Origin of the sequence: Paenibacillus sp. FSL H8-0259 (assembly GCF_037963255.1) — a bacterium.
In the GTDB taxonomy this organism is placed as follows: Bacteria; Bacillota; Bacilli; order Paenibacillales; family Paenibacillaceae; genus Paenibacillus_AQ; species Paenibacillus_AQ phytohabitans.
In genome coordinates, this window is sequence record NZ_CP150147.1 from 353,599 (window position 1) to 375,559 (window position 21,961).

18 protein-coding genes and 1 pseudogene are annotated in these 21,961 nt (G+C 44.8%); 15 read left to right on the plus strand and 4 right to left on the minus strand.

All coding sequences use genetic code 11. The annotated features are described in order from the left end of the window. Positions 1-255: 255 nt before the first annotated feature. Positions 256-378 (plus strand): hypothetical protein, encoded by a 123-nt coding sequence (locus NSU01_RS01585; RefSeq protein ID WP_256703813.1) that lies wholly within the window; start codon positions 256-258, stop codon positions 376-378. Between the two features lie 306 nt (positions 379-684). Here NSU01_RS01585 and NSU01_RS01590 read toward each other — a convergent pair whose 3' ends face one another. Next, positions 685-960 carry an IS3 family transposase gene (locus NSU01_RS01590; RefSeq protein WP_052421631.1) on the minus strand — a complete coding sequence of 92 codons (276 nt, stop codon included), beginning with the start codon at positions 958-960 and terminating at the stop codon, positions 685-687. A gap of 116 nt (positions 961-1,076) precedes the next feature. On the opposite strand from NSU01_RS01590, the gene NSU01_RS01595 reads away from it, so the two are divergent. From NSU01_RS01595 to NSU01_RS01615, 5 genes and pseudogenes are all read left to right on the plus strand, one after another. Continuing rightward, a complete protein-coding gene (locus NSU01_RS01595) occupies positions 1,077-1,745 on the plus strand; it encodes a hypothetical protein (RefSeq protein ID WP_156118511.1) in 669 nt (222 codons plus the stop codon). Further along, positions 1,688-2,631, plus strand: a pseudogene (locus NSU01_RS01600) (5-methyltetrahydropteroyltriglutamate--homocysteine methyltransferase). The gene NSU01_RS01595 and the pseudogene NSU01_RS01600 overlap by 58 nt, the downstream one beginning before the upstream one ends. 150 nt (positions 2,632-2,781) lie before the next feature. Continuing rightward, positions 2,782-3,003, plus strand: a complete 222-nt coding sequence (locus NSU01_RS01605; RefSeq protein ID WP_052421632.1) for a helix-turn-helix transcriptional regulator — start codon at positions 2,782-2,784, stop codon at positions 3,001-3,003. A 329-nt stretch (positions 3,004-3,332) separates the two neighbouring features. After that, positions 3,333-4,250, plus strand: coding sequence for an ABC transporter ATP-binding protein (locus NSU01_RS01610; RefSeq protein ID WP_231575267.1), 918 nt, complete (start codon positions 3,333-3,335; stop codon positions 4,248-4,250). Next, the gene (locus NSU01_RS01615; RefSeq protein ID WP_042132904.1) at positions 4,250-5,194 is read left to right on the plus strand and encodes an ABC transporter permease subunit; all 945 of its coding nucleotides are present in this window, start codon (positions 4,250-4,252) and stop codon (positions 5,192-5,194) included. Before NSU01_RS01610 ends, NSU01_RS01615 begins: the two co-directional genes overlap by 1 nt. A gap of 103 nt (positions 5,195-5,297) precedes the next feature. Here NSU01_RS01615 and NSU01_RS01620 read toward each other — a convergent pair whose 3' ends face one another. Then, positions 5,298-8,441, minus strand: coding sequence for a type 2 lanthipeptide synthetase LanM family protein (locus tag NSU01_RS01620; RefSeq protein ID WP_042132906.1), 3,144 nt, complete (start codon positions 8,439-8,441; stop codon positions 5,298-5,300). A 119-nt stretch (positions 8,442-8,560) separates the two neighbouring features. Next, positions 8,561-8,806 carry a plantaricin C family lantibiotic gene (locus NSU01_RS01625; RefSeq protein ID WP_042132907.1) on the minus strand — a complete coding sequence of 82 codons (246 nt, stop codon included), beginning with the start codon at positions 8,804-8,806 and terminating at the stop codon, positions 8,561-8,563. 137 nt (positions 8,807-8,943) lie between these two features. Here NSU01_RS01625 and NSU01_RS01630 point away from each other — a divergent pair, with 137 nt between their 5' ends. The 6 genes from NSU01_RS01630 to tnpB all read left to right on the plus strand — a co-directional run bounded on the left by NSU01_RS01630 (position 8,944) and on the right by tnpB (position 17,124). Beyond that, positions 8,944-9,156: a class II lanthipeptide, LchA2/BrtA2 family gene (locus NSU01_RS01630; RefSeq protein WP_076243499.1), complete on the plus strand. Its 213-nt coding sequence runs from the start codon at positions 8,944-8,946 to the stop codon at positions 9,154-9,156. Between the two features lie 226 nt (positions 9,157-9,382). Then, a complete protein-coding gene (locus NSU01_RS01635; protein WP_081969793.1) occupies positions 9,383-12,496 on the plus strand; it encodes a type 2 lanthipeptide synthetase LanM family protein in 3,114 nt (1,037 codons plus the stop codon). Continuing rightward, positions 12,493-14,658: a peptidase domain-containing ABC transporter gene (locus NSU01_RS01640; RefSeq protein ID WP_256703814.1), complete on the plus strand. Its 2,166-nt coding sequence runs from the start codon at positions 12,493-12,495 to the stop codon at positions 14,656-14,658. The genes NSU01_RS01635 and NSU01_RS01640 overlap by 4 nt, the downstream gene beginning before the upstream one ends. Continuing rightward, entirely contained in the window at positions 14,655-16,010 is a 1,356-nt protein-coding gene (locus NSU01_RS01645; RefSeq protein WP_081969794.1) for a S8 family serine peptidase, read from the plus strand. The genes NSU01_RS01640 and NSU01_RS01645 overlap by 4 nt, the downstream gene beginning before the upstream one ends. A gap of 3 nt (positions 16,011-16,013) precedes the next feature. Continuing rightward, a complete protein-coding gene (locus NSU01_RS01650) occupies positions 16,014-16,208 on the plus strand; it encodes a DUF4177 domain-containing protein (RefSeq protein ID WP_042132911.1) in 195 nt (64 codons plus the stop codon). A gap of 568 nt (positions 16,209-16,776) precedes the next feature. Then, positions 16,777-17,124 (plus strand): IS66 family insertion sequence element accessory protein TnpB, encoded by a 348-nt coding sequence (gene tnpB / locus NSU01_RS01655; RefSeq protein ID WP_076243501.1) that lies wholly within the window; start codon positions 16,777-16,779, stop codon positions 17,122-17,124. A gap of 613 nt (positions 17,125-17,737) precedes the next feature. Here tnpB and NSU01_RS01660 read toward each other — a convergent pair. Continuing rightward, positions 17,738-18,148: a hypothetical protein gene (locus NSU01_RS01660; protein ID WP_231575269.1), complete on the minus strand. Its 411-nt coding sequence runs from the start codon at positions 18,146-18,148 to the stop codon at positions 17,738-17,740. A 334-nt stretch (positions 18,149-18,482) separates the two neighbouring features. Between NSU01_RS01660 and NSU01_RS01665 the strand changes: the two genes are divergently transcribed. From NSU01_RS01665 to NSU01_RS01675, 3 genes are all read left to right on the plus strand, one after another. Next, positions 18,483-19,175, plus strand: coding sequence for a response regulator transcription factor (locus tag NSU01_RS01665; protein WP_042132918.1), 693 nt, complete (start codon positions 18,483-18,485; stop codon positions 19,173-19,175). Continuing rightward, the gene (locus NSU01_RS01670; RefSeq protein WP_076243502.1) at positions 19,172-20,638 is read left to right on the plus strand and encodes a HAMP domain-containing sensor histidine kinase; all 1,467 of its coding nucleotides are present in this window, start codon (positions 19,172-19,174) and stop codon (positions 20,636-20,638) included. Before NSU01_RS01665 ends, NSU01_RS01670 begins: the two co-directional genes overlap by 4 nt. A gap of 93 nt (positions 20,639-20,731) precedes the next feature. Beyond that, positions 20,732-21,853 carry a PD40 domain-containing protein gene (locus NSU01_RS01675; protein WP_076243503.1) on the plus strand — a complete coding sequence of 374 codons (1,122 nt, stop codon included), beginning with the start codon at positions 20,732-20,734 and terminating at the stop codon, positions 21,851-21,853. Positions 21,854-21,961: the final 108 nt, after the last annotated feature.

Genomic DNA, 21,961 nt, shown 5'->3' on the forward strand with positions numbered 1-21,961 from the left:
TATATAGGATAAAATAAAGCGGGGCGGTGAAAACTGTTCCCTACTACGGGCATTGTACTCGTAGCTTAGCAGTTCGGAGGAATTTTAAATTGCCGCGTTATGTGCGGAGGAGAAGATCGCCCCATTGGACCGATCTAAAAAGAAGAGTTAAAAAGGCGATAATTCGCAAGAGAAAGTAGAACCTGTTAAAGCAGGGAATACAAAAACGTGTTCTGCCTAGTTTCGGTACGTGCCTTCATTATCTGGAGGTAGCGGATGAAAAAAGGTAAGAAGAACAAAAACAAAAAGAATAGCTTATTGGAGCAACTAATAACGGGCGTAGTGATCAGCGTAACTGCTGAATTAATCATTGCTCTCATTCATAAGCTGTTTCAATAAGGTTGAAGGGAAGAGGGAGCTGTAACCCCTCTTCTTTTCTTTATATTCTCAAAAAAATGTTGATTTTTAACTAATAGTGCTCTGAAACTATAGAACACTGTCTGGACCTCTGTCAAGATAGTAGACACAGATCATTAAGCAGCCTGGTATAGATGAAGCTGTTCATACTCCGTGGGAGTATGGTAATCAATGGAGAAATGAATACGCCGAGTATTGTAGAAAAACTCAATGTACTCGAAAATACTCTGCTTCGCCTGTTCCCTAGTTTCATAGCGATTTAGGTAGATCAATTCCTTTTTGAATACACTATGCAGGGTCTGGACGTCCTCGGCCATAGGCCTGCTGTAGAGCGCTTATTACGAGCTCTTTCGTCATCCGCTCACCCATTTGCCATCCCACAATCTTACGGGAGTACAGATCCATGACGCTAGCCAGATACAACCAGCCTTCTCTCGTCCAGATGTAGGTAATGTCAGTTACCCATTTCTCTTCTGGCTTCGTAGCTTGAAACTCGCGGTTAAGAACGTTGTCCTGAGCAGGTAACGTATGTTTGGAATAGGTTGTTGCCTTATGCCTTTTCATATGACACAATCTCCTTTTCTAAGGCCGCTCCTTTCAATATATTCTGTGTCTACTACTCAGTCTAATTTCAGTATACGTAATGATACGCAAATGAAAATTATGTAAGGGGGATCAAAATGAATGAAAGTTTTTTAGTATCTGCGATAAAGGCATTCTTTCAAAACTCGCCGTTAGCAATGTTTTATATTGTACTATCCCTTGTAGCCATTTGGATGTACAAACAGTTCCGGGCATATTTAATTGAGAATCAAAAAAGTACAATAGGAAAAACAGAGAAAGCAATAGAAGTATATTCTGAGCTTGAAGTAACGATTCGGAAAATATTACAGGGAAATATAATATCGACATCACTTGATGAATGTATTACCAAATCAAGTTCATATTTACCTTATGAATTATTAAAAAAATACTACAATAGGGTGGAGACTGAAGAGAAGGTAGAAGGGGATAGAAATAGAAAGCTAAAAGAATTGCATCAGAAAGTAAAATACATCATTCCAGGTTGCTGCACCGCCATTGAATATTGGCATAACAAACCCGTAGCTGGCTTGTCCTACACCTTATTTGGAGATGACCGGCCCGTCTGCCGCCGAGAAATAAGCCATGGACGATACAGTAGTCGCTGCTGCCTGAACCTAACCCTATGCCCGATAACATTACGAGCGCGAGAAACAGACTCCAAACCTACGCGAGAACCGGAGCTCAGCCTTATACAATCGTTTCATACTTGCCCTCCTTTAAATTTCAAATTGTGGGCAGCCTGTTACGGCCGTCGGAACTGTTAAAATATAAAATGCAGATCGAGCACCGGGATGGTATCAGCTATCCGTTTTATGAGGATTTTGCGGGTTATGAGACTTGCGAGGCTGAGTCAATTAAGGATGTAGTGAACAAGGAAATTGAGCACGGTCTGTCGGTAATAACGGACGGTGAGTATTCGAAATCGATGTGGCATCTGGATTTTGTATGGGGCTTTGAAGGAGCTGAGCGGGAAGAACCATCATTTTATCAAAAAATTCAAGGAGTTCCACGAGCATGCCGGTGACCGTGAAACGAAGCTGTGTGTTCCATCACCGTCGCATATTTTTGGAGAGCTCTCCTGGTCTGACAACATTGGCGGCAAGGATGCCATTTACAAGAACAGACAGGAGCTGAAAGCCGGCCTCGTTAAGGCCTATAAGGAATTTGTGGGGGAATTCGCTGATCTTGGCGGCAAAATCATTCAGTTCGACGACTGCCTATGGGGGCTTTTGCAGACGATAACCCGAACTCCCCCGGGAATTATGATTCCCGTAACATGGGCGGGGGCTCGTACGTTAAGATTGCCAACCTGTTTCTGAGGCAGCTGAAGTATGACCGCTTTTTCCTGGAGTGGGATGATGAGCGTGCGGGTTCGCTTGAGCCTCTCGCTGTCTTCAAGGATCGCCGGATACCGAGATTGTACTCAGCCTGCTGTCCTCCAAGACCAATACGCTGGATGATGAAGAGCGCGTAGTCAGACTGCTGAATGAAGCAGCGACGATTATTGATAAAGGCCTGCTGTTTCTCTCTCATCAATGCGGATTTGCCTCCTGCGACGGTGGTAATGAGCTGGCAGAAGATGAGCAATGGGCGAAAATCAATCAAGGACAGCGGATTGCCAAGCAATATTGGCAGACCCAGTCTGTATAGGTAATGAAAAGGCCTATTCCATCCATAAGGAGGAATAGGCTTTTTTATTTTGGAAAAAGGGTATTTATAAAAAAAAAGTAAAGGACTCTTTACATTTGAATAAAATGGAACTATGATATTAAAAAGAATATATAACAAGGAATGGTAAATATGGGAGTTGGTGATTCTTATCTAAAAAATCATATTATTGAGTTGCGTAATGAGAGGAGCTGGACGCAGCAGCAATTGGCAGATGCCCTGCAGGTTAGCCGGCAGACGGTAATTTCTATTGAGAAAAACAAATATATGCCATCCCTAAAGCTGGCTTTCCGCATTGCTGAAGTTTTTCAGAAAAGCATCTATGATGTGTTTGATTATGAAGGGGGGGATTAAAATGAGCTCTCTTTCTCTTATGAACTCCATCCTTGCAGTAGCAGGGTTTATGGCATTTATAGGAATCGTAATTTGTGTTTCCAAGATCCGAGATGAGCGGGGAATCTACATTTTAAACAAATTTTTTAAAGTTATGTTTCTTGTCTTATGCAGCAGCTTTTCACTGATCATATTCATTAGTTCTTGGGTAGACCTGAGTTATGATCAGTATAGAAATATGGTCACAATACTGTTTTCATTGTCCATCATAACTGGTTTTTTTATCTGGATTGGTTTATGGAAACAGAATTAAATGACGGATACAGCATCCGTCTTGGGAGGATTACAAATTGGACTTTTTAATTATTGATCAAATCTCTAAAAAAATGGGGAGCAAGGATATACTAAAGAATGTTAGTTTGTCAGTTCCGAAAGGGAAAATATTCGGACTGCTTGGACCGAACGGAGCCGGAAAGACAACCTTAATCAAGATCATGGTGGGTATGATGAAGATGAGTTCGGGTGATGTCCGCATCGGGGGCAGTTCCATTCAATCTGATTATAAAAATGCTATAGAAAGAACGGGTGCTGTGATAGAGAACCCGTCATTTTACGAAGAAATGACAGGATTCCAGAACTTGCGCTATATATCAGCCTTTCGTAAAAAGCTGGGCAAGGAAGACATCGTACGCCAGCTTAAGGCATTTGGATTGAATGAGAGTGCGAACAAACGGGTCAAGAAGTATTCGTTAGGTATGAAACAGCGCCTGGGTCTGGCGGTTTCGCTGCTGCATAATCCTGATCTGGTCATTTTGGATGAGCCGACTAACGGATTGGACCCTCAAGGTATTATTGATCTACGTAAAATACTCAGAGAGCTTGCTGAGAAGCGAGGGAAAACAGTCTTTCTCTCCAGTCATTTATTATCCGAGGTGGAGATGTTGTGTGACTACTATGGTGTTATGAATAACGGAGAAATAGTGGAAATTAAAGAGAATCTCAGAATGATTAATGAGTTCCGCTATACTCTTTCATTCGAGCGGTTACATGTAGAACAAGCTAAACAGCTGTTAATAAAAGCCGGCCATAAAGTGGAGAATAACAACGGAGCGAATGATCTGGCATTTTTGTTACCTGAAGAACAAATTATGAGTGTAATCCACATGTTGAGGCAGCATGATATTGACGTGCTGAATATGAAACAGGGCAGAAAGACACTGGAAGAAGATTTTATTGAATTATTGAAAAGTGATAAGGGGGTAAGCTGATGCGGTTACTTAGAAATGAACTATATCGATTTTATAATAACCGTAACACATGGTTGATCACCATAATGCTATTCATCATTACTGTAGGATATGCAGTTTTAATTGGTTTCAGCAGCTCAGACATTACAAATGGGAATACAAACTGGAGATCCGGGATCGAGAATCAAATCAAGGAAGATCAGAAACAGATCGCTATTCTTCAGCCAAGCATGCCTATGCACCGTTTCCTCTCCGAACAAATCATAGTGAATCAATACAGGCTTGATCAGGATCTTGCCCCTTCGACCAAATATGACGTATTGACACTGATCAACGAACTAAGACCATTGACCACACTGATTACCTTGGTGGCTATTGTCTTTGCTGCTAATGCCATTTCCGCTGAATATTCAAAAGGAACTATTAAATTTGTAATAACCTCACCGATTCGCAGAGGAAGTTTCCTTCTGCTGAAATATATATCTACAGTAATAAATATTATCCTGTTGTTTGTGACATTCCTGATATTTGCATCATTATTGGGGTATGTGGGGCTGGGAACAGGTGGAAACAATTATTATCTTGCTTATCAGAATGGCGAGGTCATAAAGATGTCGATGACAGTCTATCTGTGTCTAAAGTATTTGGCAACGCTTTTGACTATTATAATGATGGCAACCTTAGCCTTTGCTATATCCGTGTTGTTCAGAAATGCGTTACTTTCAGTGAGTGTCTCCTTGCTGCTATATTTCACTGGAACTACGCTGACGCAATTTTTTGCAACGAAATATGATTGGACCAAATATTTGATTTTTACCAATTACGACTTATCTACATATTTAGATGGCACGCCAGTGATAGAGGGAATGAACCTTTCTTTTTCAGTGATTATCATGATAGTCTACTTTGTTGCGTTTATGGGAATCTCCTATCTCACTTTTACCAAAAGGGATATCACCGTTTAATAGTATTCCTTATCAGCCGTTGCCGGTATGCAGAAAAAAGCGCGTGAGGTTATCAGAGAAGTGATTCTGAGTACCTCGACGCGCTTAGATTGACTGATCAGAACTAGTTAAAATCATTGGGTGGGGCTAGATGAAGAATCTGCGGCAGTTTACCAGGAAAAGCTTCTTTGAGCAGTCCAAAGCCTACCCCGCTCCATCCAAGCATTAGGCCGACAGCCTCCACTCCGCGTGACACACCTCCATTCATTCTATACTTACTGTAATACTCCAGGAGCCTTCCGGAAAGGTCAGATACTGCTGTCTTTACAGCAGGATATTGGTCTGAGAAATTTCTTAGGATCTCAAGCTGCCCAAAATCTCCGTGGCAGAAGGATCTATTATTATCCAGACCTAATCTGAGCGTAGTCTCAATCCCGGCTTCAATTTCTGATTCCAGCATAGCATCGTGATAACCGCTTTCGCGTAAAATGTGACGGGAGAGCAGGATGCCGGGGGCTCCGTGGCACCAGGCAACGGAAAGCTGATCTCTTCCAATAGATCTCCAATTCTTTTCATCAGTTACGTACATACTTCTCTCAAATAACAAGCCTTCCTCAATCGTACGCCGGACCGTAGGATCTTCCATCAGTTTATTGTATTTTGCGAGTGCGGCCAAAATTCCTGAGGAGCCATGTGCAAAGCCGGTATAGAACTTCTGGTGATAAGGATCGCGCCAGGCGATGCCAACGGGCATTGCTGTTGCACTAGACTGTAAATGACGCACACATCGCTTCGCAAGCACAAGGATTTCCTGTTCTTTTTGCTGCTCATAAAGGGATAGAAGCACCATTAAGGCACCCGCAGCTCCTCCGGTAATATCAAATTGAGTATCCTTCTCAATCGATTCTCCAATCAGCGGTAGAAATTGCAGTGCAGCCTGGAACCATTCGGGACGCCGTTGGTTAACCGATGCGTGCTGCAGGAAGTATAGATAGCTTGTAATTCCAGTGAATCCGCCCAATTCTACATAAGGTGTCCAATCTATATCTTGTTTCTGCAGCTCGTGCAGTGAATCAATAACAGTATTTACGCATCGCACTGTAGCATCCTCAAACTGTCTATCCTCAGGAATTAGCTTGCCGAGATAGCTAAGGTAGAAGCCAATACCGGCTACACCGTTATATAAATCCAGGTTGACAGGAGATATCGTCCAGGAAATTTCATCAATACCTTTAATCATTGTGCTAATCCAGCTAATATCCTCACTGCCTTCGGCAGTAATGGATTGTTCCACAACATATCGACCAACTCTCTTTGAGCTATCTAGAATGTTGATTCCGTTCGCTTCTTCAACTGCAATGTGCCCGGTTTCTTTGCTTAAAGCCAGTGAATCTTTATGATGCTTTGCATTGAAGGAGGCCAGGATGGACATACGTATAACATGAATTTGCTCACTAAGGTCAGTTTCTGACAGGGAATGAATTTTATCTCTTACTCGGTCTAACGCCGACTTCTCAAAATAATCCATGACCAGTGTTTGATTCGTCAATTCCAAGTGTGTGCTGGAAGGAGAGGATAAGAAATAGGGAATATCCCCGTCCAAAAGATCAAGCAGTTCACTTTTTACGACATCGGCATTCGTGTTTTCATTCACAGGCTTCTCTAGTCTACTCATGAATACTTCCCGGTCAACCGCATCCCGCAGGAAGTCAGGATGGTAGCTTCGTTTAAGTAACAGGGCATAGACGGCTGTCGGCCGGATAATGGTTCTCACAGGACAAGCCTCAAATATTGTTAAAAGTGCAATGTAGGAGGATCTGTCTTGATAAATAAGTCGGTACACCTGCCGGAAGCCGTCCATAATGGAAGCTAGATAATCAACAATTTCAACAGGCTTACCCTCCAGCTTTGGCACATTCAGCGCCTCTTGAATTTCAAAAGAATCCTTGGCCAAATGCATGTCATCACGAAAAGACTGCTTAAGCTGATATGCCTCAAACGGTGCTTTTTGGGCTTCTTTCCCGCTAAGTCCGCTTAAGTCGAGCACCTTATTGCTATCTTTCTTCTCATAATAGGCGTTAAAAGGAAGAATTCCGGTTGAATTAACCGAACGGGTCAGTATGTATCGTGCTTTGGCAATAGCAGTATCCATAGAGATTTCAATGTATTTGCTCTGATGAAACAGAGATTCCAAGTCAATTAGCACCGGGTGATCCCCGCAGGCAATAATATTCTCATGATGAAAGTCAACAGCATCAATACTATACAGAATGGCCAGCAGTTGACCCAGCCGAATATAGTAGTCATTCAACTGCTCCAATGAGTCACATTCCCGGTACATAACAAAATTAGACCAACCATAGGTCCCACAATTAAGTATAGCGTTAGTGGCTAATTGCTTTAGCGGCTGTCTATGATTTATCCAACTTAGGATTTGCTGGAACTTGAGATCAACTTCATGGCTTCGGGGTTTGTATACAACCTTTTTGTTTCCAAAAGTAAGGATTGCCACCATTTTCCCTTTGTCATGGGAGTCTCCAAGACCAAGATCCAAATCGGTAAGTTCTCCGCTTACGCCAAAATAGTCTTTGATTTGTTCGGCGTCTGTTCCGAGGCGCTGTAACAATTCCGCGACGTTGTTTATCCAATAAGCCGTTTTAGTACATAGGATTCGGAGCAGCACCGGATATTCTTCAAAAAAGGATAGGATATAAGAGCGATCATTAAGGAAAGAGTCATTGAAGTTTAAATACCTTTCTTCAGACGTTTCGCCAGCCAGTTGCTCATGCACCCGTAATACGTTCAGTTCAAGAATTAGGGTTTGATAGGATATTTCCAACAGGGTTTCTTTTAAATGATACAGAGTCTTTTCTTTAACGGAGGCAGGAAGCAACACATTATAAGAAGCAAACTGGGAATCGGCTACATAAGCGAAGCGTGTTAGCAGAGCATCAAAAATAAGTGAGCTGTGATGCATTACATTCGTGGATTGAGGCTGGTTATAAGTGGCGAAAAAAAGGTCTTTTACATTCATCCAGTGATCATAGTGATATGCTTTGCCGGTATTCCATTCAATAAAGGGGGTTAAAGAGGACTTAGCGAGTAATTCCACACTGTCGCCGGTGAAGATTGAAATGGATTTGTTAAGCCAGTCCTGATCGTCATTAAACAATGTCCGCCAATAAGCAGACTTTTCCTGAATCTCCGCATTACTGATAGTTTCTGCAACAGGCTTTCTTTCATTATAGACAAAATATTTATTAGTCATGAGTTGGCACACACCTATTAAGTATTTGTTATAAAGAATAGCAAATGAGTTGTTTAAAAGTGTAAGAAAAGAAAGCGGATGGGCAATTAGGCGCCCATCCGCAGCTTCAGACGATCTGATTAATTACAGCTTGGCATACACTCTTTGCTCCATGTGCATACCCAGCCATCGTTGCCGAGTCCACGGCTGATAAAGATACTTGTACTTGTGGTCAAGGTGTTTGTATCCCACCCGCCGGCGAAGTTCTGAAGGTCTTCATCTTTCAGTTCTGCCATTACATCACCGGAAGGGTGAGGTACATCACCGAGGTTTCTTCTTGCCACCGGGTTTTTCCATGCGGATACCATCTCTTTGCTAAAAAACATAATAAATCTCTCCTTTTTGAATAATGGTAAAATAATGGTAGACTTGGAATTCCAAATATAGTATATTATTTTTTGGAAAGGATAGTCAACCCCAATTCTTACATATTGTTAAATAATTGGAAAGAGGAGATTATATTATGAAAAATTCCCAAATCCGCAATGAGTTTTTGAGAACCAGCAATGCAGTTGGTGTAGTTAGTGAGGAAGAACTGAGAATGCTCACCGGGGGAGCAGGTGACGTGAATCCAGAAACGACTCCGCTTACAACATCATCATGGCCTTGCGTCATTGGGGCAGTAGATATTTCTGCTAATCTTTGCCCAACTACTAAATGTACCAGCAAGTGCTAATAGTAATTATCAATACAAATTAAATTAAAAAGCTAAGATAAATGGCTACCCTTTCATGTAAGAATCTAGGGGATTACAACATGGTAAGAAACTGCAGGTGAGAGTTGGAGTAATCGTCAATCTGTCAACTTGTGGACATAATGAACTCAATTGAATGTGCAACGCGGCTGCTGTAAAGCTAGTCTTTATGGCAGCCTTCTTATTAATTCATGAGTAAGGGGTAATTATGATGATTGAGCTTCAAACCGCGTTTAAGCAAAGTGCATACCTGCATGAACTAACTCCATTTCATAAAGGACAACTTGACAATGGGGGAGAAGAAATTGATTACACCATCTCTGACAAGGCCTTGAACAATAAATTATGTGCTCTCCAAATGACCAAACAAGACTATGAATATGGAATTTATCATTATGAGGAACTGCTGGAGAACCATTCACCGGATTGGGTCCGGATTATTCAAGAAGTTACAGCCTTTGATCCAAAAGCTGTCTCGGATATAAAATATGAGCTTCCCCATAAATCCTTTATTACGTATTTCACTCCATTTATTTTGTACGTTCAGCATGAGTTTGAAGTGTTTTTTGAAGCCTTATCCCAATTAACCCCTCTAATGGAGAATAAGATCGATACCCATCAATACATGAGCAGTGTTATTGCCATCATCCATGGCGAGATTGATAAGCTGTCAACTAAGATGTTGATTGCGGAGCTGAATATAGCAAGACTTGAAGGAAGGTTGGAGGGTAACACCGGAGAGGACAGGTATATTTATTTTGTAGAACAGTATTTCGGCGATCCTAGAAACTTTGCTGAAATTTTTGAGGTCTATCCGGTACTGGGCAGAATTCTTTGTGAGCGTATCGTTCAATTAATAGATATACATAAATTGCTTGTAAACCGTTTTATACAAGACTATGCAATCATTGAAGCTATATTTGGTTTTCATACGCCTTGCCTGATTGGAGTCGAAGGGGATCTGGGGGATTCTCACAAGAAAGGAAGCAGTGTTGAGATCATTGAGACATCTGCGGGTAAATTGGTCTATAAGCCGCGTTCACTCATGGTTGATGCTCATTTCACTGAGGTTGTGAACTGGCTGAATAACAGCGGTGTGAAATACCCTTTACGTACAGCCAAGGTGCTGGATCGCAAGAAATATGGATGGCAGGAGTTTATTCCCTACAACGATTGTACTGACGAAGCACAGGTTCAGCGGTTTTTTTACAGACAAGGGATGAATGTAGCATTGCTTTATGCTTTTCGTTCGGTCGACTTTCATAATGAGAATTTAATCGCTTCTGGCGAGTATCCCATTCTAATTGATTTGGAAACGTTGTTTGACAATCACCTTGATTTATTTAAAAGCCAGAATGAACTTCATGTTACCGTGCTGGAGCTGAAGAATTCTGTGCTGTCCTCATTGATGCTGCCTATCAAATTTAAGCATGATCAGATGCTCGACTATGATTTAAGTGGCATTGCAGGGAGGGGAGGGCAGAAATCCAAGAAGAATAAGGGCTATGGTATAACTAACTTTGGCACAGATGCGATGTTTTTTGCTGAAAAGGAATTGTTAACACAGAATAAGCTTAATGTTCCAGCCATTAATGGCCATGAAATTGATATTTTTAGCTATAAACAATATTTGCTTGAAGGGTTCCGTGATACCTATCATTCTATTGAAATGCACAAGAATGAATTTGAGTCTTTGATGGATATCTTTAGTAATGATGAAATACGGCATGTCTTCAGACCGACCAATGTGTACGGTAAATTTCTGGATGCCAGCATACATCCCAAATATTTGCAAAGAGGGATTGACCGAGAGGGTTTATTTGACTACATGTGGTCTCTTACTGAATGGTCCGATCGTGCTCATTTATTTGTAAGTTCTGAGATTAATGATTTAGTGAATCATGATGTTCCTTATTTTACTTTCCGCGCAGGCAACAGGAACCTTTATAATGCAGCAGGTGAAGAGTTTGAAAATTTCTACAATGAAAGCAGTATAGCCTTAGTCAAGGCCCGTATCCGTTCCTTCTCTAAAGCCGATTGTCTAAAGCAAGAGAGGTACATCTCTCTTTCAATGGCAACGCTGATCGACAATGTATGGAAGGGGAATCTGGAGCAACCGGCCCAAAAGCTCATGTCTGTTTCGCTGGAAGAAGAGGTCCAAGCTATAGCCGACGGAATATTGTCTACTGCATTGTATGATGAAAAAGGCAGAGGGCCGGTTTGGATTAGCACCAATGTTGGTGATGAAGATGCTATCTATCTGTCACCGCTTCCGCCGGGTGTGTATGACGGATTAGGAGGCTTGGCAATTTTTTACGCGCAGTTGGGGGTTACCTTGGGCTCGGCGGAGTATGAGAAAGCAGCAAGATCTATTTTGAACGAGTTGATAAATGACGAACCATACTGGCTTGCCAATATGGATTCAACTTCTGCCTTTTTTGGTATTGGCACTTTTGTATATCTGTATTCATACCTAGGCTGTTTGTGGGGGGATGCCACACTGCTTGAGCGGGCTGTCAATACATTACCCGCCATCGAAAAGCTTCTTCCGTTAGAAAAAGATATTGATATTATCAGAGGACATGCCGGCTTGCTTAAGGTGTTAACTAACCTTTATCAAGCCTATCCAAATGATGAAGTTAAGAGAGTGCTTCAGAGTCTGACAGATCAGTTCCTGTCGGAACTGGGAAATACAGTCCTTCAAGAGGATAGCATGCGTTCTGCCGGGTTTGCCCATGGTCTTAGCGGGATTGTCTTTTCCTTGGCGCATGTCCAGAGTGTGCTTTCGTCACATGCAATTGAGCAGACAGTTATAGAATTACTACGCATAGAGAACGAATTTTATGTAGAAGCCAGCCGGAAATGGTTGGATTTGCGGGAGAATAAGCACGCATTAGCATCCAATTACTGGTGTCATGGTTCTTATGGCATCTTGTTGGCTCGGGCTCATATTGGATCTTTGCTGCCCGATGTACCGACTGAGCTTCTGCTTATTGATCGTTTAATGGAAGATGTACTAGAAGAACAAAGCGGACCTATCGGACACTCTATGTGTCATGGTGAAGTAGGTAACCGCAACATAATTATGGATGTTCGAAGTCTGGTTTCAGGGCGGGAACCTGTCGATACAGAGAACGTGGCACAGTTCAACCGGATACCCGGACAGCTTTGGCAAACGGGAATGCACCCTGATATTGAGTCGCTTGGTTTATTTACCGGGCTCAGCGGAATTGGCTTAGGCTTGCTCAGATTTCTTGATCCCAAGATCCCATCGATTCTCTCATTAGATATTCCGAAATATGAGGAAGTTATATGTTCATGATGAAGACACCGTTTGTGGAGCAAATGCTACAGACGGAGTGTGGCGTATGCTGTATTTCTATGGTGGCCGGAAAATACAAGGTACACAAGACTCTGAGGGAATTGCGTAACATGGCAGGTATAGGCCGCGATGGTGTCACAATGTATACAATGCGAAGTATGGCCACGCGGTTAGGCTTTGAAGCCAAGGTATTCCGGGCTGAATTGCACCAGCTCGTTGGGCTGCAATTACCAGTAATTGTCCACTGGGAAGAAAATCATTATGTAGTTGTCGATAAAATAGGCAAGAACAGTGTGAAAATTATTGACCCGGCCGTGGGCAGATGTACGATGTCCTTTGAACAATTTCAGAAGAGCTATAACTCCGTCGTATTGGAAATGATACCAACAGAGCAGGTAGTTCCGCAGAAAAAAGCATCGGTATGGGGTAAGTTTCTTAATTATTTAATGGAGATACCCAAAAATGTGGCTCTTGTCCTCGTGATGGCTATTATCTATCAGCTAGGAACTCTGGGCATGCCCATCTTGGTCCAGTATCTGATTGACAATATTATTACGGCTAATAAAGTTCAATTGTTGTCCGTATTTATGCTGAGCGTCATTCTATTGACAATTGTACAGGGGAGTGTTCAATTTTTCCGGGGGAAATTCATTATAGTCCTCAATAATATGCTCGATAAAAGGATGATGCAGCACTTCTTTTCCCACATCCTGCAGCTTCCGTATCAGTTCTTTCAGTTAAGATCGTTCGGTGATTTATTATTTCGCTCCAGTAGTCTCCGAGTTATCAGAGAAATGCTTTCTTCGCGGCTCGTACTTGGTCTCCTTGATATCAGTGCAATTACGTTTATTACAATTTATATGCTCAACAAGTCTCTAATTCTTACATTAACAGTGATAGGCCTATCACTGTTAAATTTACTGGTATTGATTCTTACAAAGCGCCGGCTGAAAGAGGTCAATCAGAACGAAATTCAAAAGACATCCCAGCTCCAGAGCTATCAGACAGAGTTTTTATACGGCATTTTTGGAATCAAAACAGCGGGCATCGAGAAGGAAACGTATAGCCGTTGGTCCTCGTTCCTTGATCAACTGATTCATGCCTACAGGAATAAGGAAGGATTCATGAATTTGATTGCTTCTATTTCAGGGACTCTTCAAATGATCTCGCCGCTGCTGGTGTTATGGATTGGAGCTACACAGGTTTTCAACAAGCAGCTTTCGTTAGGTGAATTAATCGCGTTTTATTCGCTTTCAAATAATTTCTTCGGGATGAGCAGCTCTATTGTGCAAACGATCAATGCATTTTTACTTACTGGAGCGTATCTTGAGCGTGTGCAGGATGTATTGGATGAGCCGCTCGAGCATACAGACGATGATAAAGAGATTATTGAAGATTTTCAGGGGAATATTCTCTTGCAGAATGTATCATTCCGCTACAGTGAGCACAGTGAGCTGGTGGTAAAAGATATCAATCTGGATATTTCTTCGGGACAGAAAATAGCAATTGTCGGGCAATCCGGGGCTGGTAAGAGTACACTAGCTAAACTGATTCTTGGCTTGTATATGCCTTCGGAGGGATCTATTCTCTTTGATAGAAAAGATATCCGTGAACTGAATTTAAGCGCTCTACGCAAGCAGATTGGTGTTGTACCGCAGGATGCTTCGCTGTTTAATAGGAGCATTAAAGATAATATTGCCGTATACAATGAGAATGTCAGCATGGAAAATATTGAAGATGTTACCAAAATGTCGGAAATATATGAGGATATTGTCCGGATGCCCATGGGTTTTAATACAATGATTTCAGAACTCGGAATGAATATTTCTGGAGGACAACGGCAGCGGATTGCCTTGGCAAGGGCGTTGCTTAATAAACCGTCTCTCATGTTGTTGGATGAAGCCACTAGTTCATTGGATCATCAGAATGAAAAACGTATTGATCTTTTTCTCAGGAAGCTACAATGTACCCGGATCGTCATCGCACACAAGCTCACCACTATAATGGACTCAGACCTTATTATAGTGATGGAGGACGGGGGAATTGTGGCCCGTGGTACGCATCAGGAACTGCTTAAAACAAGTGAATTTTACAAAGAATTTTATGATAAATTTCAAGAAAGTGCATATCTTCCATTTGAAGAAAGGGGAAGTGCAATTTGAGAACATGTAAGAACCAAGCAGCCCTTATATTATGCTTACTGCTTATATGCTCTTTGCTAAATCCTATAAAATTGGCATACGCCGCCGATGAGCAAGAGGGCCTGACAGAGACTGTATATGTACTACTGGATAAACCAAAGCAAATAAAGAAGATTGACTCTATACTTATTAAAAACCAGATAAATGTCAAAAAAATTCAGGAGATTGGTTTCTTGCAATTAAAGGGAAATATCGGCCAACTGAATAGCTGTTTACAGGATATCTCGGCTGCTGTAGATGCTTCCTGGTATAAAGAGCCTATAGAATCATCAGAAGCCAAGCTGTTCCATAACAAAATTTCCTGGGATTTACACGGGATAGAAGAACTGAATGAATATCTGTGGTATGCGGAATCGCAGACTAACAATTATGAAACATATAAAATCCAGGAGGGTAACCCCGAGGTTAAGATAGCTCTTCTGGATAGCGGTGTGGATCTGTCAAATGAGAATTTTGGACAAACAATTGTTACAGCAAATAGCTGGAATTATGTAGACGGCAACAATAACGTTCAGGATCAAAACGGGCATGGTACTCAAGTTGCAGGGATAATGAATCTGCTGGCTCCGGAGATCAGTATTGTTCCATATAAAATTATGAATAACAATGGAGGAAACAGCTTTGATCTTCTCAGTGCTGTAGTACAGGCAACCAATGACAAAAATCAAGTAATTAATATCAGTGCCGGAAGTTACATTCAGTTGGACGAAGCAGGATATATCCTGCAAGAAGCTTATCAACGTGCGATTGATTATGCAGATAAAAATCAGGTGATTGTTGTTGCATCGGCCGGAAACCGCGGTTCCAATGCAGATTATGACAATGCTTCTAATGAGATACATGTTCCCAGTATGCTTGAGAATGTGATTAGTGTGGGGGCGGTAACAAAGAGCAACAGATTGGCTCCCTATTCTAATTATGGACCGTATATTGATTATGTTGCATATGGCGGTTATTTTGGGGATAACTTCGATACGGCCGGAGAGATTAATGTAACGGATCTGATGTTAACCGCATTTCCCGGCCAATTGCCGAATACACCACTGGACAGCATATTAAATATTCCACAAGGTTACTCTCTTTCATATGGAACAAGTTTGGCCGCTCCGCAGGTATCAGCTACAGCAGCATTGCTAATTTCTAACTATTATGACAAGCATCATAAATTTCCAAAATCAGATAAAATTCTTAATCTTCTGGAGAAAAGTGTTGTCGACCTTGGTGATCCGGGCCGGGATGATCAATATGGTTATGGACAGATTCTTGTAAACAAGGCTCTTGTAAAGAAAAATACTAAGACGGAGGGGGAATAAAGGATGGACAAGTACGAATATAATTATGTGTCAATTTCTGTAGGAATAATGAGCGGTAAAGTAAAGGAGGACTTCAAGGTAGTGATTGACCGTTATGCAGCGGATGGGTGGAAACTGCATAGTATTGTTCCTATGCCTTTACTGGCTGGTGGACAAGCATCTACGCTGGAGCTCATATTTGAACGCATAAAAGAATAATCTGTTATTGATCCCTATCATGATGTCAAGGTGAGGGCTCTTCAATACTTCCTGCTATTCCGGCACCATGAAAAGAACGGTCTTAACCCAGCGTTTCGTTGGAGTAAGGCCGTCTTTTTTATATGCCCCGGTAAAAACATCCGCTAACCCTGCTTGCGCCGCAACATCTGCCGGAATTCTGGTAAGCGTCGAACCTAGCCCACCTGTGAAACCTATGCCAGTCATGAGATCATAGGCATATCTTAAATCAAGGAGATCTGCCAGATGACCAATGCCGAACAACGCCAGTATGAGTGGACAGCACGCATCAGGGACTATCGAGCCAGTGGCCTCACCATGTCTGCCTGGTGCGAAGCACAGGGCTTGACCCTACATCAATTGAAATATTGGCTTCGCAAAATCGATTCCAGCCAGCCTCGCTCTTCCTCCCCTTCCTTTATTCCGGTGACCGTTTCTCCGCGATCCTCGCCTTCCGCCTTGACTCTTCATATCGGTCCGGCCTCTCTTGACGTGCAGGCAGGTTTTTCTCCTGAACTGCTTCGTCAAGTGGTTCAGGCCTTGAGCACTTATGTTGACGCTACCCGAAAGGGTTTATTTAGCCGGCGGCAGCACGGATCTACGCAAATCCATCGACGGCCTGGCCGCCCTGGCTCAGGAGCGATTTCAGCTCGATCCGTTCGCGCCCTGTCTGTTTGTATTTTGTAACCATCAGCGCGACAAACTCAAAATGCTCTATTGGGAACATAATGGCTTCTGGCTGCTGTACCGCCGCCTGGAACGCGGAAGCTTCCAGTGGCCGGGCCCTGACGACTCGCCGGTTGCACTTTCCTTTCGCGAACTTCGCTGGCTCTTGGATGGGCTTTCCCTTCACCGGCGGCAGGATCACAAGCAGGTTAAGGCTCAGATCGTCGTTTAACGTTTTTTTGTTTTATTAGAATTGGGGAGAAGGGAAATCATCATCGCAGATTGATGGCCGCAGGCACTGCGCTATTCAACCTGTCTATTGTTGGTATTACAATTCAGATGAATCCAAGCACATTACTGCTCTTCGGAATTATGGATGCAGTTAGCAGGCCGGTTTTTGATACACCTTTTAATACGCTGACTTACAATTATGTCAGCCAATTCAATCAAGGCGGCAGAATTAGCACAGAGCTTGTAGTATGGCGGGAATGCGCACTCAGTGTGGGGCGGATATCCAGTGTGGGAATCCTGGTTATGCTGTACAAATGGACGGACCCTGCTTCGACGTTAGGCTGGTTCATGTTAGGTATATTTCTTTAGGATGCCTGCCGCTGCTGCTTGCTGGACAGCTCGCGCTGCCTGGCAAACCTGCGGTAGAGGGCCCGGCTATCGGTCAGCCTTAATACAATCATCCGTCTAGTAATGAAAGGCCTCGGGACCGGAAGGTTCCGTGCTATGCTATATTAACCATCATTTATAACAGAAACGGTACCGCCCTGAGGGCGGTACCGTTTCTGTTATGCTAAGTATTAGAGGACAGTTCCCGTCAGCCAGGTGATTCTTACTCAGCCAAACGAAGTCAGCACACTCTGCGTCACGATCTCTCTCAGTTCAGCCTTCTGTGCGGTGTATTGCTGCTGATTGATGCTTCCGCCCGCCAGTCTTGCTTCCAGCTGCTGGGTCAGCTGTTTGACCTGCAGGTTGATAACATTATTGATATTCCCGCCGTTCTCTTCTGCAATGGTGCGCAGGGATTTGCCGTCATATAGGGCGTCGTACAGCTCTTCATCGGAGGACTGGCTCAGGTTCAGGGCGTCCAGCAGCTCATCGGTATCGGCCACATCAGATGTGGACCATTTGGCAACGGGAAGGGTATGTAATGCTGGCTTGCCCCAGGCAGTTCCTCCGAAGGACATGGCTACAATCATCGTTCCGACAATCATTACCCGCTTAATATTCATTCGTTTTATGTTCATATCTGTTATCCTCTTTTCATAATTGGTTATATCGTTCAGGGTTAGTGGTTTGCGGCGGCTAGTGAACTTCAGCTAAGTACAGTTTACCCGTCAATACTGAAATGAAGCTTAAGTCTTCTTAAAGATAACCTAAATGTTTTGGAAGCCCTGGTTCGTTCTAAAAGCATTTGCCTAACCGGTGTTTGCCAGCAGGCCCGGACGGTGATTCTAGTAGTAAATACCGGCGAAGCCTGCATTTCCTTGATCCTGCTTCTTCATCTGCGTTATCCTTGAATGGACACAGAAATATACTTACCCTTACCAAAGCAAGTGGAAACGGAAGGATGAACCTCCTATGAAAAAAATACTGGTCGTCGATGATGAACCGGCCATTGTGAGTGCGATTGCCTACGCGCTGCGGCGTGAAGGCTATGAGGTCGATACTGCCGGTGACGGGGAGGAAGCGCTGAGCAAGACGAACACCTTCCACCCGAACGTGCTGGTACTGGATGTAATGATGCCGAAGCTGAGCGGGTATGATGTGTGCCGCAAGCTTGAGAACCGTGATGATATCGGAATTATTCTGCTGACCGTCAAAAATGATATTGTCGATAAAATTGTCGGCCTGGAGCTAGGTGCAGACGATTATATGACCAAGCCGTTCGAGATCCGTGAGCTGCTGGCCCGGGTCAAGGCACTGCTGCGCAGGCTGGAGAAGAATACGGCCGAGGTTAAAAGCGAGCTGATCGAATACGGCATTCTGCGGGTGCATCCCGACCGGCGCAGCGCCGAGCTTGGGGAGGAGAGCCTTGAGCTGACTCCGAAGGAATTCGATCTGCTGCTGCTGCTGCTCTCCCACCCGCAGCGGGTGTATATGCGCGAGGAGCTGCTGGAGCAGGTGTGGGATATGGACTACGCCGGGGGAACGCGTACGGTGGATATCCATATTCAGCGGCTTCGCAAAAAACTGGGCGAGCCCTACCAGAACATCCTGCAGACCGTCTATGGCGTCGGCTATAAGGCTGTGCCTGCGGGGAGCTACCCATGAGAGTCAGCATCAAGCTGAAGTTCAGCCTGTTCCTGGCTCTGCTGCTTATTCTTGCGCTCAGCGTGCTGAGCTATTTCGTGCTGCGCGGTGTGGAGCGGAATCAGCAGGGGCAGACGGAGAGCTATCTGGCCCAGCATGTTACAACCGTCAATCTGCGCGTGAAGCAGACTTACTATACCGGCGTGCGCCTCACGCCGCAGGCCTTCATGCAGCAGCGGGGCCGGGCGCTGGCCGCCGAGCTGGCCGGGTACACCGGCCTGGAGGTGACCCTGTACGACAGCCAGGGTCAGCAGGTGGGAACCTCGGCGCAGGGTGAGCCGGGGCCGGGCAGGCCGGATGTCAGCACGGCACTGGACTACGCGCTGAATAATAAAGTCGCCTATCAGAGTGAAGGCGACAAGCTGCTGTATCTGGCTCCGCTGCAGGGGCCGGAGGAGCAGATGGGTGTGGTGCAGCTGCAGTACTCGCTGCAGGACGCCCGGAGCTTCCAGCAGACGCTGCTGAATCTGTTCCTGACGACAGGAGGCGCGGTGCTGGGGCTCAGCTTCATCATCGGGTACCTGTACTTCAACCGCGCTGCGGCAGCGATCGGCCGCTTGAAGAAATCGGCGGAGGACATCCGCCGTGCCGATTACATCTCGGCTCCGCCTGTGAAGCGCAAGGATGAGCTTGGCGAGCTGGCGGAAGGCATCTACTTCATGAGCCGGGAGATCGAGAGCAGCATTGCCGCGAAGGACGAGGAGCGGCGCAAGCTGCAGCTCGCTGTGGAGAAGCTGCAGGCGCTGGAGCAGCAGCAGAAGCAGTACATCGGGAATATCAGCCATGAGTTCAAGACACCGCTGACTTCAATCAAGGCGTATGTTGATCTGCTGAACATGTATGACGATGACCCCGAGCTGCTGCATGATGCCAAGCTCAGCATTGCCAAGGAGACAGACCGGCTGTATGAGATGGTGGAGAAGGTGCTGCAGCTGACCGCGCTGGAGAAATATGATTTCGAATCCCAGGCAGAGCTGCTGGAGGTCGAGGGCATGCTGCGGGATATATGCGGCCGGATGAAAGGCAAAGCCGAGCGTTATGGCCTTACGGTATCGCTTGACGTCAAGCCGGCGCATATCTGGATCGATAAAGAGAGCTTCATGCATATTTTCATCAATCTGCTCGACAATGCGATCAAATATAATGTTCCGCAGGGAAGCATTCATATACGGAGCGAGGTCAGGGACGGGCGGGTATGGATTACAATCCGCGATTCCGGTATCGGCATTCCTGAAGAGTCGCGGGACAAGATCTTCGAGCCGTTCTATACGGTTAACCGTGACCGCTCGAGAGCCTCGGGAGGCACGGGGCTTGGACTCTCGTTGGTCCGTAACCTGGTGGAGAAGCAGAACGGAACCATTGTGCTGCTGGAAAGCTCAGGCGAGGGGGCAGCGTTTGAGCTGTCTTTTCCCTTAGTGTCCTGAGGGGACTTAGTTTACAACTTGGAAACATTCTATATGCGGTTTGGAAATAAGCATCCGGTATGCTGGGAGTAACACAAGCTGGAGGGAAGCCTAATGAATGCTGAGAACAAAAGAAGTCAGGGCAAGGTGCGGGCAATTCTGCTATGTGGTGCGGTTCTGCTGTCCGTGACAGGCTGCGCTGCGGAGAATACTGAAACGAGGCAGGTGGTCGAGAAATCCGGCCAAAAAATTACGGTCCTCGATAACATTAGCGAATCCGTCTATACCCAGTTGAAGCTGGAAGGAATTGATAAGGTGGAGGGTGTGCGGGGCACGGATTTCGTCAGTGAGGACGTCATGGTTGTGACCAAAGAAAACCGTAATCTCCCTGCGCAGGTGATCGAAGGCCAGGAAAGATATCCGCTGAATCTCTATCTGCATACACTCTCTACGGGTGATGAAACTCCGCTGCAGGAGGGGGAGCTGAATTATGGTTCACCGCAAATGTCTCCGGACAAGACGCATGTATTCTACAAAGAGCTGTATGAAGCTACTGGACTTGGCTATATTATGGATCTGGCCACAGGCGTTTCTGTGAAAATGAGTGATGCGGAGTTCAGAAACGAAGAAGGAAGATGGGCGGATAATGAGCATGTGATTTACCCTGATATGGAAGGCAATATCATGAGCACGGGTGTGAACGGCAAGCAGGAGACAGTGCTGAAGACCGGCATCCCTTATGTACATGAGGTCATGCAGAGTGTCAGCCGTATTCTGTATATTACGGGTGAAGACAGCCAGCTGAGCGCTTACGATATCGACACGAAGCAGGCCAAGGTGTTGGGGAAAAATGTAATGTGGGTTGTTCCGTCACCGGACGGAAGCACGCTCGCAATTGTCGAACGTAAGGGACCGGGCGAGATGGTGCTGAAGCTCTGTGACAGTGAAGGCAATGAACAGTCCCAGCTTGCTGCAGGCCAGCAGATCTTCGGTACCAGCTGGTCGCCGGACGGCAGCAAGCTGGCCTATGCAGTCACTGCAGCAGGTTCTGCTGATGACCAGGAAGACCTGTTCATTACCGAGGTGGAGACCGGAGAGCAGACGCCGGTGCTGAATGATATCCGCGTGTCTGACCAGCTGCACTGGAGTCCCTCGGGCAAGAAGCTTCTGGCCACAGCAACTGTGCTGAAGGACAACGTCTATCAGTTCCTCACCTACGTGGTCAGTTTGTCTTAATGCTCCGGATCAGCAGCTTGGCGCCAGCACTTGGAATCTTCGCACAAGAAGGTCGGCCGGAGGTTTTCCGGCTGACAACATCGATCATTTTCGTTTTTTGCCGGGTAA